The following is a 14,369-nucleotide window of genomic DNA, read 5'->3' as shown; positions in this document are numbered from 1 at the left end:
AACAAGATAAGATAAAACCAAAACGGTATAAATCAAAAAAGCTTGACGATAATAGAATCGTCAAGCTTTAAATTATAAATTTAATCCATCAATAATCTGTATCGTTTATTTAGGACTAGACAGATTTATGAATTGGATTCTTTACCCGTTCATAGATATTAAGAACTCTTCATTATTTTTAGTTTGTTTAATGCGATCGCTAATGAATTCCATAGCTTCAATAGGGTTCATATCTGCGAGGTATTTGCGCATTACCCACATACGCTGTATTGCGTTATCACTAAGTAATAAATCATCACGTCGCGTACTTGAAGAAGTAAGATCTATAGCCGGGAAGATTCTTCGGTTTGCAATCTTACGATCTAATTGAAGTTCCATGTTTCCGGTACCTTTAAATTCTTCAAAGATTACTTCATCCATTTTGGATCCTGTTTCAGTTAAAGCTGTAGCTATAATTGAAAGAGATCCTCCATTTTCGATATTTCGGGCAGCACCAAAAAAACGTTTTGGCTTATGTAAAGCATTTGCATCAACACCACCGCTTAATATTTTACCAGAAGCTGGTTGTACGGTATTATATGCTCTCGCAAGACGTGTGATAGAATCAAGAAGTATTACAACATCATGACCACATTCTACAAGACGCTTTGCTTTTTCAAGAACGATATTGGCTACGCGAACATGCTCGTGAGCTTCTTTATCAAAAGTTGAAGCTACTACTTCGCCTTTTACGTTGCGTTGCATATCGGTAACTTCTTCAGGGCGCTCGTCGATCAGTAAAATCATTTGGTATACTTCAGGGTGATTAGCTGCGATAGCATTGGCAACATCCTTAAGCAACATGGTTTTACCTGTTTTTGGTTGCGACACAATCATACCGCGCTGTCCTTTTCCTATAGGAGCAAAAAGATCCATTATGCGTGTTGAGATTGTGCTTTGACGCTCTCCGATATTGAATTTTTCTTTCGGAAATAAAGGTGTTAAGTGCTCAAAAGAGACGCGATCGCGAACTACGCTTGGGTCAAGACCGTTAATTTTTGAAACCTTAATAAGTGGAAAGTATTTCTCACCTTCTTTAGGAGGGCGAATGACTCCAAGAACAGTATCTCCGGTTTTTAAGCCAAACAATCTGATTTGAGACTGAGAAACATAAATATCATCTGGAGATGATAAATAATTGTAGTCTGAAGAGCGCAAGAAACCATAACCGTCTTGCATAATATCTAATACACCTTCACTTTCTATTAACCCATCAAACTCATAATCTGGCTCTCTGTAGCGATTGCGGGTATCTTTATTCCCGCTGTCGTTATTGTTAGAGTTGTTGCGATTATTATTGCGATTATTACTGTTGTTACGGTTATTATTCGAATTGTTGTTAGAATTAGAATTACCGTTTGTATTGTTGTCTTTGCTAGGGCGACTTTTTGAATTGCCAGCATTAGCATCTTTTTGAGGTCTAGGCTTAGATTGCTTAGCGTCAGGTTTTTTGTTGTCAGGTTTCTGAGAATTGTCTTTATCAGATTTCTGATTTCTTGGTTTACGCTGTGTGTTTTCTGACTTGTCCTCTTTCTTAGCTGAAGCAGCCTGAGTGTTTTTTGTGTCCTGTTTTTTATCGCTATTGCTTTCTTTAGCAGCAGGACGTGTGCTTTTTTTATTGGTGCTCTTAGATGCAGGTTTGTTTTCTGGAGCTTTTGCTTTTGCAGGAGTATCAGATGAAGTTTCTTCTATGACTTCTGCAACCGCCTTAGGATCTGCGGCTTGTTGATCAAGAACTTTATAGACTAGATCCAGTTTTTTAAGCGATCTGTATTTAGGGATGTCTAAGCCTTTAGCGATTTCCTGTAATTCAGGTAGCTTTTTGGCTTTTAATTCTGAAATATTAAACATTAACTATAAGTATGAATTTCTGTATTGAATTGATTTGAATGCGATCAAAAAATTTTGAGAGAAGATCTGAGAAATTTTTTGGCGAGTAAGTAACCAACTTAGAAGCGGTTACACTTTCTATTGCAATTATACAACAATATTTTTTATTAAAATGAGTATAGTCTGAAAGAAGTTTATATTTTTGTCGCTCTCAACTAAAGAAAGAAATGATTCAGCGTATACAGAGTGTTTACTTAATTCTTGCAGCTATTGTGTCTGCCGGTTTACATTTTGCAATACCGGTTTACAGCACATCAACAGGAGAACCTGTTTATGCAGTAGCACATTTAGAGTTGGTTGCTTTGTTTTTTGGAAGTACTCTTCTTTCTTTAATAACAATTTTTTTATTTAAAAACAGGAAGCTTCAGTTTGTTCTGGGCAGATTGAATATAATATTGAACTTTATTTTGCTAGGTGTATTGGTTTACCAGTCGCAAATCTTATCTGGAGGGGCGGCGGCCCCAGAGAAGGGTATTGGGATGCTAATCCCCATCATTTCTATCGTTTTTATCGCTTTGGCAAACAAGGCAATTAAGCGGGATGAGGATCTTGTAAAATCTGTTGACCGGTTGCGATAGACCTAATATCTTAGTTAATTAGTGCGAAAGCCCTGCTAGTATGCCAACTAGCAGGGTTTTTTTAGTTATAACCTGGTTCACGTTTGATCTCTATAACTTCGAGATTATCTATTTTACCTTGATCTACAGTAAAGCGTAGCATTGTACGTACTTTATGGAAGCCATGTTTTCCTATGGCTCCAGGATTCATATGGAGTAAGTTGAGTTTGCGGTCTGGCATTACTTTTAGAATATGAGAATGCCCGCAAATAAATAATTTAGGAGGATTGGCTCTTAGCTCTTCTCGAATTGCAGGTGAATACCTCCCGGGGTATCCGCCGATATGCGTTATTAAAACATCTACCTCTTCACAAATAAAGCGATTGTTCAGTGGGAACTCTTTTCTTATTTCGTGATCATCAATATTTCCAAAAACAGCTCTTAAAGGTTTTACTTTCTGCAGCGCTTCAGTTACAGCCAGGTCCCCTATGTCTCCTGCGTGCCAGACTTCATCGGCTTTTTCGGCGTAAGCCAGAACACGTTCGTCAATATAACTATGGGTATCACTAAGGAGCAGTATTTTTTTCATATCAGATAAAGAATTCTCAAAATTAGAAGACCTCTTGCAAAGATGTATCTTTGCAGCTTCAATCACAAACAGAACGCTTGCGGTATTTTATAGACATAGCTTATGATGGCGGGCCTTACCACGGGTGGCAACGTCAACCTCAAAGTATTACAGTACAAGAAGTTTTAGAAGGGGCACTTTCTACTTTATTGCGCAAAGAAATGAGTGTAGTAGGAGCGGGCCGTACCGATGCTGGTGTTCATGCGACACAATTGTATGTGCATTTTGATTATGAAGCAGCCTGGACACCGAAAGAAATCAAACACCTGCAGTTTAGATTGAATCGTTTTTTACCGGAAGCAATCGCGGTTAATTCCATACTTCGAGTAGTTGAAGAAGCACATGCGCGTTTTGATGCTACGAGAAGAAGTTATGTGTACAAGGTGCACACGTTTAAAACTCCATTTATGGTAAATCAATCTTATTTTTTTGAGAAAGAATTAGATTTGAATAAGATGAATGAAGCGGCGCAGTTTCTTTTAGGTAAGCAGGATTTTAAGTGTTTCAGTCGTTCTAATACAGACGTTAAAACTTACCTTTGTGAGATTGTAGAAGCGCAGTGGATCAAGCAAGAAAATAGCTTGCTTTTTAAAATTAGTGCAGACCGTTTTTTACGCAATATGGTGCGGGCGGTGGTAGGAACGTTGCTTGAAGTAGGTTTAGGCAAGTTAGATCCTCAAGATTTAAAAACGATTATAGCAAGCAGAACGCGTTCTGAGGCTGGAGCTTCTGCTCCTGCACACGGTTTATACCTCACAGAAGTACGCTATCCTGAAGAAATATTTTTACCCTATGGCAAGTAGTAAAGGAAATGCATTTGATTTTGGGTTGTTTAAAAAACTTTTGAGTTACACAAGCCCTTATAAAATGCGCATGTATTTTGTGGCACTATCAGCGGTGCTCATTTCAATTTGTGCAGTATTACGTCCTGTATTTATCGAATATGCGATGGATGAAGGTATGCAGCCTAAAGATATGGATACGCTGATCTATTTTATAGGTTTGAGTTTTCTGGTGCTAATAGGAGAGTCCCTTTTTCAACTGCTTTTTATCTACTTCGCAAACTGGCTGGGACAACAAGTGGTACTTGATATCAGAACCCGACTTTTCAAGCATATGATCTATTTTAAAATGCAGTATTACGATAAATCTGCTGTAGGTCGTCTGGTAACTCGTGCAGTAAATGATATCGAAACGATATCTAGTATATTCAGTCAGGGACTGTTTATGATTATTAGTGATTTACTTAAAATGCTGGTTATTGCCGGGGTTATGTTGTATAAAAGCTGGCAATTATCACTAATTGTTTTTGTGATTCTTCCGTTTATACTTTATGCAACGCGGGTATTTCAGAAGAAAATGAAGGTGGCTTTTGAAGAAGTACGTACGCAGGTTGCTAATCTCAATTCGTTTGTGCAAGAACGAGTAACCGGTATGAAGATCGTGCAAATTTTTTCTCGTGAGGAAATTGAACAGGATAAATTCAATGAGATCAACAGAAAGCACATGGCTGCGTGGAATAAAACCGTGTGGTACAACTCTATTTTCTTCCCTATTGCCGAAGTTGTAACTTCAATAACAATCGGATTACTGGTGTGGTACGGAGGTTTACGAGCGGTAGAAAGCGATGTGATCACAATAGGTTTAATTACTGCTTTTATTCAGTTTTCTCAAATGTTATTTACGCCGCTGCGTCAGATTGCAGATAAATTCAATACCCTGCAGATGGGAATGGTCGCTGCAAATCGTGTTTTTGGAATTTTAGATACTGATGCACGTATTGATGATGAAGGAACTCACGTATTGAATAACATCAAAGGAGACCTAAGTTTTGAAAATGTACGTTTCAGTTATGTTGCTGATGAAGAAGTTCTTCGCGGAATCAACCTGGAAGTCAAAGCTGGAGAAACCGTTGCAATTGTAGGTTCTACCGGTGCAGGAAAATCTACAATTATTAATCTGTTGGGGCGTTTTTATGAAATAGACAGTGGTGTAATTAAAATTGACGGGATTGATATAAAAGATGTTGAAGTTGCGTCTTTGCGATCTGAGATAGCAGTCGTTCTGCAAGATGTTTTCTTATTTGCAGATTCGATATTAAATAATATTACCCTCAATAATCCGAATATCACCGAAGCAGATGTTATTGCTGCTGCCAAAGCAATAGGTGTAGATTCTTTTATATCTAGTTTGCCTAACGGATATCATTATAATGTAAAAGAGCGAGGAGCAATGTTATCTAGTGGTCAGCGTCAACTTATAGCCTTTTTGAGAGCTTATGTGAGTAATCCTAGTATTCTGGTATTGGATGAAGCAACCTCTTCTGTAGATTCTAACAGTGAACATTTAATTCAGAAAGCGATTAATAAAATTACAAAAGGGCGTACCTCAATTGTTATTGCGCATCGACTGGCAACCATCAAAAAAGCCGATAAAATCATCGTGATGGAAAAAGGCCAGATTGTAGAAATGGGTAGTCACAAAGAATTACTCGAAGTAGAGAATGGTCATTACCGCAATCTACACGAAGTACAGTTTGCGGCAAATAAACAGCCGGCTTAGCCTGTTACTTCGTTGGCAGCTTTAATATTTTCTATGAGCTCGTCAAGCATTCCCATTTTAAACATTATAATTCCAACTAGTATTGAAATTATAAGAAAGAAGATGCTGCCTATAAGAGCAAAGAGGGAGGTTTTTAAGATTAGTTTTTTAAAACTTAAGCCGTAGAGCCTTTTAAGTACGTAGCACAAATAAATGACGTAGCCTATCGTTCCCACAAAACTGAAAAAGAGATAGATTGAAGGTGACCAGATAGTAAGAATTGCTAAAATGTAAACAGTGAGGTTGATGTGGCTAAACGCATACAGGTAAATTACCACATGCTCCAGATAATTAAATTGCTTATAATTCCAGAAAACAATTCGAGAAATTAAGGCTAAAATAGGAATACTGAGAATGCTTAATAATGCCTGATACTCATTGATACTATTAGTAAATTGTTTTACAAAATCTAACTGAGCCTGATCTTGATTTTGAATTGTCTCAGATGAAATGTTTTCAAAAATAGAATCCATAAAATATTCTCTGAGAATAAAAACATAAATACCAGCGATTGAAAGAGATAGCGCAAAATATCCAAAAGCAGACATATATTTTTTTCGCACGCCATTAATATAGCCACCTATGACATCTTCAGGATTTCTATAAAGTGCGATGAAGGTTTTAGGAAATGCAGCATCAATACTCAAAAATCGATCGTTAAAATCCTCGAGTAGATTTTTTGTGGTAATTCTGTTCTTAATAATTTTCCCACCACAGTGATCACAGAATACAGCATTAGAACTCAAATTTTTTGAGCAATTTCGGCAGTAATCAACTACGACCAGTTTGCTTTCTGATTTTTCAATATTCATAACAGTTTAGCTGAGGTCTTTTCTTAAAATCTCAATAAGTTCCGTTAGGTTTTTAAAGAGTACAAATTCACCATCTTTTAAATAACTTATATTACCGGTTTCTTCACTAACAACTAAAGCAACAGCATCTGTTTTTTCAGTAATACCTACAGCAGCTCTGTGACGCAGACCAAAACGTAAGGGGATATTGCGTTCATTAGAAACCGGTAAGATTGCGCGTGTAGCAACAATACGGTTGTCTTCAATGATTGCAGCACCGTCATGGAGGGTAGAGTTCTTAAAGAAAATACTTTCCAGAATGGGGCGGTTTACTTCAATACTCATTTCATCTCCCGTTTGTTTGACAAAATCAAGATGTGTAGTGCGTTGTATAACAATTAATGCCCCGGTACGGGATTGTCCCATTTTTTCACAAGCATCAATTATTTCTTCTACTTTAGTATCAGAAGTGTCCTTGGCTTCGTCCTGAAGGAATTTAATATGCTTGAGAAAACCTGTTTTTCTACCAATATTTGTAGAGCCAATCATCAGTAGAAACTTTCTGATTTCTTGCTGAAAAACCACAATCAAAGCAAACATTCCTGCCCCGATGAATTGCCCTAAGATGGTACTTAGCATTTCCATCTGAAGGAGTTGTGTAATTTTCCAAATGACCCAAATAATACAAATCCCTAGAAAAATATTAATTGCCACAGTCCCTTTTACCAGTTTATAGAGGTAATAGAGTAGGGTAGCAACTAATAAAATATCGACTAAATCGAGTATCCTAAAATTTTCAAGAATGTCCAAAGGTCAAGCTTTTTTTGTAAAAATAGGGCAAAATATGCGGTTCTCTTAGTTAATATAAGGTATAATATGAAAGCTGAAAAATTAATATTCTCAACAAAACTATAAAAATAGTTGTCTAACTGTATTTATAGTTTTATGTTTGTTGTGGGCTAATAGTTAGATTGTTAGTTGACAAATAAATTTTAGATACAAAGATTAAAAAAAGAATAGCTTTTAGATTGAGGCCTTTATAAAATAAAACATGGAAAAGTTAACCAATAAGGAAGAAGAAATCATGCACGTAATCTGGAAGCTTGAAAAAGTTTTTGTAAAAGAGGTGCAAGCAGATTTAGAAGATGAAAATCTGCATTATAATACAGTTTCTACAATTGTACGTAACCTAGAAGAAAAGGGTTATGTAGGTCACAAAGCCTTTGGCAAGACGCATCAGTATTTTCCTATTGTGAGCAGAGAAGCTTATGGCAAGAAGTTCTGGAATGAGGCGACCAGGAGGTTTTTTGATAGTTCGTATAAAAACATGGTCTCATTTTTTGCCAAAGAAGAAAAAATAACTGCAGATGAGTTGCGTGAAATATTAGAAATCATCGAAAAGAAGAATTAAGATGGCTCTATTAATTTACATATTTAAAAGTGCCGCAATTCTAAGCCTGTTTTTTATGGCTTATGTTACGTTATTAAAAAATGAAACTTTCTTTAAAGCAAACAGGCAGTTCTTATTGGTAGGAATTGTCGCTGCACTCATCGCACCAGCATTGGTTTTGACGAGAACTGTTTATAAAGTGCCTGTTGTATACTTTGATATTCCTGAAGATTTATTGCTTCAAGCTCAGTCTTCATCTGTTGTTGAAGAAACCTTCAGTTTTTGGCAGCTTGGCGTTTTTATATATTCAATTGGAGTCGCTGTTATGCTTTTTCTTTTCAGTAAAAAGCTCATTCAGATTTTTTCTTTTTTAAAGAATACCCGGCAACAAACCAGTAATGGCTATCATTTTTTACAGATAGACGGTCTCGATGCTCCTTTTTCATTTTTCAATTATATTGTATTGGATGCGCAAGCGCATAGTGAAGATGAGTTAGAAATGATCCTATTACACGAGAAGGCTCACGCTAATCAGCGACACAGTCTCGATATGTTTTTGGTACAATTTGTTCTCATTATACAGTGGTTTAATCCTTTAGCATGGTTGTATAAAAATGGAGTTGTACAAAATTTAGAATACCTCGCAGATGCTACCACAGCCAGCCAAATAGAGGATAGAAAAAATTACCAGCTTGCTCTGGTAAAAGTTGCAGCGCCTCAGTTTGTACCGGCACTGGCTCATTCATTTTATCAATCATTCATCAAAAAACGAATAGTTATGTTAAACAAGCAATCATCAAGCGAATTTAGAAAGTGGAAGATTCTTCTTATTGTGCCTGTACTCGGTGCATTTATGTGGAGTTTTAATGTAAAAGAAGAGGTTAAATTTAAAGTTGAACCACTTTCAGATTCTGAAGTAAAAAAATCTGAGAATGCTTTAGTCGTATCACCTTCTCAAACTGAAAATCAAAATAAGACAAATCTTTCTGAAATTATTAAAGATCAACCCAAGCAATTTGTAACAAAAAACGAACAAACCTCTCCGAAAGCTTTTAAGAAGGTTATCACCCCTAAAATGACAAAAGGGGATATTGAGCAACTTGTGGAAGAATTAGATTCTGATTATAATATAGAAATGGATTTCTCAAAGTTAAGATATAACAGCAATGGGGAGATTACTCAAATTTCAATCTCCGTCAAAGATCGTGAGACCGGAAACAAAGCTTCGGCAACTTATAATACAAATGATAAGGCATTAACAAGTATTGTGGTTTATCGAACCGCCGATGGAACATTTGGCGTAGTATCTGGCCATAATACGATAGTTCAACGTTCAAAATTGAGTGCGGCAGAATTGCAAGAACGAGAGCAGGAAATGCAAGAGCGCAGACAAGAGATGGAAGCGCGTAAAGCCGAAATGATGGTGCGTAGAGAAGCAATGAAGAATAGACTTAATGATTCTATTAGAGTGACTGAGAAGATGAAAGAGCGTATGGTAGAGATGGAATTGCGTAAGGCTGAAATGCAATCCAGAATGGAAGAACGTAAAGCTGAACTAGAAATTCGCAAAGCAGAAATAAAGGAGCGAAGAGCGGAAATGTTGAATATGTCTGATGATAGTGTTTTTTTTCAAAGAAGACCGATTCATGCTTCTGAATATAAAACAAGTGATTCCAAGTATCACATAACTTATAGAGGAAAAGGAAATCTAAACGCGAAGGCTCTATTTATTATTGACGGAGAAGAGGTTGATGAGTATGAACTTAAAAATATAAACCCTGACGACATAGAATCTATAGATATTATAAAGGGAGATAATGCAATTCAGCTGTATGGTGCTGAAAAAATGAAGGGTAAGACGGGTGCTATTCTAATTACTACCAAAAAGGCAAATAACAAAAAGTAAATAATCTTCATCAATCAAATCTAAAAAAATCCGGACACTATCCTATTAACTGTGTAAGTTAAAAATAACAGGGGTTTGACTTGTTTAAAGTCTGACCCTTTTTTCATAGATCGTCAGGAACTGATTTAGGATTATGCCCCAGTTCCTTACAGGCATCGACCATTTTTTGGTCGCCTCCCTTATTGCCAAATATACGGATTTCATCACCGCATCGTCGGTTGGGAAGGAGAGTTTGTTCTTAGTATACTTTCTGATCTTTCCATTAAGGTTTTCTATCAGGTTGGTAGTGTATATGATTTTTCTGATCTCAATGGGGAACTCGAAGAACACTGTAAGCTCGTCCCAGTTCTCCCTCCAGCTTTTTACGGCATAGGAGTACTTGCCTTCCCATTTATTTGCAAAGTCCTCTAGGGCTGCCTGTGCCGCAGCCTGGTTTGGTGCGTTATAGATACCTTTCATATCTGCCGTGAAGGCTTTTTTGTCTTTCCACACCACATATCTACAGGCGTTTCTTATTTGATGTACCACGCATATCTGGGTTTTGGATTCCGGGAAAACGTTTTTTATAGTATCGGTAAAGCCGTTCAGGTTATCGGTAGCGGTGATAAGGATATCTTCTGTACCACGGGCCCGCATATCGGTAAGTACACTCATCCAAAATGCGGCGGATTCGTTCTTGCCCAGCCATAGCCCCAGGACTTCCTTCTTGCCATCTCTGCGAAGCCCTACCGCAATATAGACGGTCTTATTGATGACCTTTGAGTTCTCCCTTACTTTGAATACGATCCCATCCAACCATACGATAAGATAGATCGGCTCTAAAGGTCTGTTCTGCCAGGCAACTATATCTCCTGAGATCTTATCGGTTATTCTGGATATAGTGGATGTAGAAATATCGAAGTTATAGACTTCTCGTATCTGCTCTTCGATATCGCTGTTGCTCATACCCTTGGCATAGAGCGACACAATCACGTTCTCAATGCCGTCAACCATAGTACCACGCTTAGGAACTATCATAGGGTTGAAACTGGCATCCCTGTCTCTGGGAACTGCAATCTGCGACTCCCCGAAGGAAGTACGCACTGTTTTTGAAGCATACCCATTACGGGTGTTCCCGGTCTTAGATTTTTGGTTCTTATCGTAATCCAAATGCCCATCAAGTTCACCTTCAAGCATTTTCTCTATACCACGTTTCTGCAGTTCCTTCAAAAAACCGTTAAGCTCATCGCCTGTCTTAAACTGTTTTAAAAAATCATCATTAAATAATTCCTCTTTCTTCATAATGGTGTAAAATTTAAAGTTAAAAAAATAGCGGGGGCATGCCCCCGCTATTTTTAGTTACACATTTTATGAGATAGTGCTAAGAATTTAGAATAACTCTCTACCTGAAAAATGAAAAGCACCTTCAATAGCAGCGTTCTCATCGCTATCACTACCGTGTACTGCATTTTCACCTAAAGAAGTAGCATATAGTTTTCTAATTGTACCTTCTGCAGCATCAGCAGGATTAGTAGCACCTATTAAAGTTCTAAAATCTTCAACAGCATTTTCTTTTTCTAATATAGCAGCAACAATAGGTCCTCTGCTCATAAACTCAACTAGCTCGCCATAAAAAGGACGCTCGCTGTGTACTGCATAAAACTCCTTTGCATCTGCAACAGTCATCTGAGTTAATTTTAAAGCTACAATGCGAAATCCTGAAGCTGTGATTTTTTCTAATATTGCACCGATGTGTCCATTTTCAACAGCATCTGGCTTAATCATGGTAAACGTTCTGTTTGTTGCCATTTTTTGTGTTTTAATAATTTTGCTTTTTCAATATCGAAGCAAAACTTCTTGTTTTTAAAATCGGTGCAAAAGTAATTCTTTTAATCACAATAGCGAATGGCTTAGCAATTATTAATACTCTTGTTGCATTTCGCCTAAAATCTCACCTTCTATACCGATAATTTTCATGTCTATAGCATTTAAATTCAGGTCTATATCTACAAGACCATAACTACGAACGCTCACTACCTTTCCCACTCGGTATCTATTGGGTTCGCCATCATAAGCTGTATATGAATGCGTCAATCCGCTAGAAGTAAAATCAATTAGCGGGTAAGCAAGGTCTTTCATGTTTTTTTTTAGAGAATTCTGAAATATGCCTATCGCCACTTAAAACAAGAACAGCATTTGCTTTTGACCTTTTTACTGCTTTGATAAATCGCTTTACCTCCTTCGGAAAATTACCCCAGGTTTCAAAACCATGTTCAGCACTCAATAGTTGAATACTGCTCATAATGATTGTAAAGTCTGTTTTTTCTGAAAGTTCTTCTTTAAACCATCGCCATTGTTGCTCTCCTAGAATAGTTCCATTTTTTCTACGATGCGGTTCATAGCGCTTATCAGGACCTGCTGAAGCTTCAAGTTGCGTTCTAAAATAGCGAGTATCTAAGACAATTACGTTTATAGACTTACCAGCTTTTAAATAGGTTTTTGAATTGTAAACCCCTTCTCGCTTCCGTGAAGGTGCATCTTTTGGCACGTCTAAAAAGTCTAAAAATAAATTCTGACTCTCTTGCTTTTTAACATAAGCTGCACCACCATCATTTATACCGTAATCATGATCATCCCAGGTTCCTAATATTTCAGTATTTGCTATAAAATTGCTGTAAGCAGGATTGCTTTTTTGAACCGCATACATTTCTTCCATCTTAGACATATCTTCGGTATCTGCATAGATCACATCACCACCCCAGATAAACAAATCAGGATCACGGTTGGCCATATCTTCCCAAAACGGATTGGACAAATCTACTTTATTACAAGAGCCAAAGGCGATTCTAAAAACATCAGGATTTTGCTCTTGAGCCTTTAAAAAACTATAGTGTAAAAGCATTACTGAAAGAAGAAAAATAGTGGCTTTAGAAATTTTTATCATTGAAAGTACGAGTTAGAATACTTCAAAAATAAGATTTCCCATATTAAGTCTACATGAAGAAATTGTATATTCGCCACCTATGAAAGAATCAGAATTAGCCTTACTTAAAGAGCTTTTAGCTACACCGAAAAAAATTGTAATTATTCCACATAAAAATCCTGACGGTGATGCAATGGGTTCTACACTTGCACTCTATCAGTATTTAACTAAAACCGGTCATTCAGCTAATGTTGTTTCACCTAACGATTATCCTAAGTTTTTAAAGTGGTTACCTTTTGAAAATACTGTTGTAAAATATGATTTGCAAAACAAACAGGCCGTAAGACTTATTAAAGAAGCAGAACTCATTTTTACACTTGACTTCAACGCATTATCACGCGTTGCAGAAATGGCACCAGCGCTAGAAAAAGCTAAGGCCAAGTTTATAATGATAGACCACCATCAGCAGCCAGACGATTACGCTGTTGTAACGTATAGCGACACTTCAGTTTGTGCTACCTGTCAAATGGTTTACCATACGTTTGAAATGCTCAATGCGACTGATCTGGTAGATGCAAATATGGCAACTTGCCTCTACACCGGGATTATGACTGATACTGGTTCGTTTAGATTTAGATCAACAACAGCAACTACCCATCGCGTTATTGCAGATCTTATAGATAAAGGCGCAGATAATGCTTTTGTACATGAGAAAATTTATGATGCTAATAATTTCTCCAGATTACAACTACTAGGTACAGCACTTACTAATTTACATCGTTTAGAAGAGTATAAAGCTGCGTATATAACACTTTCTCAAGAAGAATTAGATGCACACGATTATCAAAAAGGAGACACTGAAGGTTTTGTAAACTATGGTCTTTCTTTAGATAACACAGTTTTAGCGCTGATTTTTATCGAAAATAAACAGGAAGGAATAATTAAGATTTCTTTACGTTCTAAAGGCGATTTCTCGGTAAATTTAATGGCACGTGAACATTTTGAAGGCGGTGGTCACACCAACGCCGCAGGAGGAAAAAGCGATCGTTCTTTAGAAGAAACCGTTGCATATTTTATTAGTATATTACCACAATACATAGACGCTTTAAATGAATAAACTCATTGGCTTAATACTCGTACTTTTTCTGGTAATGGCTTGCAAAACTCCTGAAGCCCGCAGACCCGTAAGCCATTCTAGTGGTTCTTACATTGATGCTTCTATTGCTCGTAATAAAAAATTAAATAAAGCTGATGAAGCCGCTATAAAAGAATTGATGGCCGCAAATCCGCAAAACGAGTATTTTACTTCAGATAAAGGGTTCTGGTATTATTATAATGTAAAAGATACTACTGCTTTACCCACCGCAGATACCGGTGATTTGGTCACTTTTGATTATCAGATAAATACTCTTGATGGCAATCCTATAGTTACCGAAGCAGAACTCGGTCCGCAAATTTATCAAATAGAACAAAGTAATCAAGATCTGATTTCCGGATTAAAAGACGGACTCAAATTGATGAAAGAAGGAGAGACCGTTACTTTTTTATTGCCTTCCCATAAGGCTTTTGGATATTATGGTTATGAAGATAAAATAGGATCAAACCTGCCTATTCAAACCCGAGTAACGCTCAACGATATAAAACAAAGCAATACTGAAAATTAAC

Annotated in this window: 15 protein-coding genes; 7 read left to right on the top strand and 8 right to left on the bottom strand. The window is 37.0% G+C overall.

The features are described 5' to 3' along the window. Positions 1 to 141: 141 nt before the first annotated feature. Positions 142 to 1,890: a transcription termination factor Rho gene (gene rho, locus DSM02_RS07740; RefSeq protein WP_128765076.1), complete on the bottom strand. Its 1,749-nt coding sequence runs from the start codon at positions 1,888 to 1,890 to the stop codon at positions 142 to 144. 206 nt (positions 1,891 to 2,096) lie between these two features. On the opposite strand from rho, the gene DSM02_RS07735 reads away from it, so the two are divergent. Beyond that, entirely contained in the window at positions 2,097 to 2,507 is a 411-nt protein-coding gene (locus DSM02_RS07735; RefSeq protein WP_128765075.1) for a DUF4293 domain-containing protein, read from the top strand. A gap of 61 nt (positions 2,508 to 2,568) precedes the next feature. Here the strand turns inward: DSM02_RS07735 and DSM02_RS07730 are convergent, their stop codons facing one another. Then, positions 2,569 to 3,075: a metallophosphoesterase family protein gene (locus DSM02_RS07730; protein ID WP_128765074.1), complete on the bottom strand. Its 507-nt coding sequence runs from the start codon at positions 3,073 to 3,075 to the stop codon at positions 2,569 to 2,571. A gap of 50 nt (positions 3,076 to 3,125) precedes the next feature. On the opposite strand from DSM02_RS07730, the gene truA reads away from it, so the two are divergent. Together truA and DSM02_RS07720 are read left to right on the top strand one after the other, a co-directional pair. Continuing rightward, positions 3,126 to 3,917, top strand: a complete 792-nt coding sequence (gene truA, locus DSM02_RS07725) for a tRNA pseudouridine(38-40) synthase TruA (RefSeq protein ID WP_128765073.1) — start codon at positions 3,126 to 3,128, stop codon at positions 3,915 to 3,917. After that, positions 3,907 to 5,676, top strand: coding sequence for an ABC transporter ATP-binding protein (locus DSM02_RS07720; RefSeq protein ID WP_128765072.1), 1,770 nt, complete (start codon positions 3,907 to 3,909; stop codon positions 5,674 to 5,676). Before truA ends, DSM02_RS07720 begins: the two co-directional genes overlap by 11 nt. Here DSM02_RS07720 and DSM02_RS07715 read toward each other — a convergent pair. Together DSM02_RS07715 and cdaA are read right to left on the bottom strand one after the other, a co-directional pair. After that, positions 5,673 to 6,527 (bottom strand): DUF3667 domain-containing protein, encoded by an 855-nt coding sequence (locus DSM02_RS07715; protein ID WP_128765071.1) that lies wholly within the window; start codon positions 6,525 to 6,527, stop codon positions 5,673 to 5,675. The two genes, DSM02_RS07720 and DSM02_RS07715, sit on opposite strands and share 4 nt — an antisense overlap. Positions 6,528 to 6,533: 6 nt before the next feature. Next, positions 6,534 to 7,316 carry a diadenylate cyclase CdaA gene (cdaA, locus tag DSM02_RS07710; protein ID WP_128765070.1) on the bottom strand — a complete coding sequence of 261 codons (783 nt, stop codon included), beginning with the start codon at positions 7,314 to 7,316 and terminating at the stop codon, positions 6,534 to 6,536. Between the two features lie 241 nt (positions 7,317 to 7,557). On the opposite strand from cdaA, the gene DSM02_RS07705 reads away from it, so the two are divergent. Then, entirely contained in the window at positions 7,558 to 7,917 is a 360-nt protein-coding gene (locus tag DSM02_RS07705; protein ID WP_128765069.1) for a BlaI/MecI/CopY family transcriptional regulator, read from the top strand. Position 7,918: 1 nt separating this feature from the next. Beyond that, positions 7,919 to 9,802, top strand: coding sequence for a M56 family metallopeptidase (locus tag DSM02_RS07700; protein WP_128765068.1), 1,884 nt, complete (start codon positions 7,919 to 7,921; stop codon positions 9,800 to 9,802). 84 nt (positions 9,803 to 9,886) lie between these two features. Here the strand turns inward: DSM02_RS07700 and DSM02_RS07695 are convergent, their stop codons facing one another. The 4 genes from DSM02_RS07695 to DSM02_RS07685 all read right to left on the bottom strand — a co-directional run bounded on the left by DSM02_RS07695 (position 9,887) and on the right by DSM02_RS07685 (position 12,725). Beyond that, positions 9,887 to 11,083: an IS256 family transposase gene (locus DSM02_RS07695; protein ID WP_128765067.1), complete on the bottom strand. Its 1,197-nt coding sequence runs from the start codon at positions 11,081 to 11,083 to the stop codon at positions 9,887 to 9,889. An 87-nt stretch (positions 11,084 to 11,170) separates the two neighbouring features. Further along, entirely contained in the window at positions 11,171 to 11,590 is a 420-nt protein-coding gene (locus DSM02_RS07690) for a nucleoside-diphosphate kinase (RefSeq protein WP_073097393.1), read from the bottom strand. A gap of 111 nt (positions 11,591 to 11,701) precedes the next feature. Further along, positions 11,702 to 11,920: a hypothetical protein gene (locus DSM02_RS20575; RefSeq protein ID WP_240674004.1), complete on the bottom strand. Its 219-nt coding sequence runs from the start codon at positions 11,918 to 11,920 to the stop codon at positions 11,702 to 11,704. Next, positions 11,892 to 12,725, bottom strand: coding sequence for an alkaline phosphatase D family protein (locus DSM02_RS07685; protein WP_240674003.1), 834 nt, complete (start codon positions 12,723 to 12,725; stop codon positions 11,892 to 11,894). Before DSM02_RS07685 ends, DSM02_RS20575 begins: the two co-directional genes overlap by 29 nt. Positions 12,726 to 12,804: 79 nt before the next feature. Between DSM02_RS07685 and DSM02_RS07680 the strand changes: the two genes are divergently transcribed. Together DSM02_RS07680 and gldI are read left to right on the top strand one after the other, a co-directional pair. Then, positions 12,805 to 13,821: a DHH family phosphoesterase gene (locus tag DSM02_RS07680; protein ID WP_128765066.1), complete on the top strand. Its 1,017-nt coding sequence runs from the start codon at positions 12,805 to 12,807 to the stop codon at positions 13,819 to 13,821. Then, the gene (gene gldI / locus DSM02_RS07675) at positions 13,814 to 14,368 is read left to right on the top strand and encodes a gliding motility-associated peptidyl-prolyl isomerase GldI (RefSeq protein ID WP_128765065.1); all 555 of its coding nucleotides are present in this window, start codon (positions 13,814 to 13,816) and stop codon (positions 14,366 to 14,368) included. Before DSM02_RS07680 ends, gldI begins: the two co-directional genes overlap by 8 nt. Position 14,369: the final 1 nt, after the last annotated feature.

The sequence above is a fragment of the Leeuwenhoekiella polynyae genome (assembly GCF_004104075.1).
Classification (GTDB): Bacteria; Bacteroidota; Bacteroidia; order Flavobacteriales; family Flavobacteriaceae; genus Leeuwenhoekiella; species Leeuwenhoekiella polynyae.
Note: the sequence above shows the minus strand (reverse complement) of the source record. Positions and strands in the feature narration are given on the sequence as shown.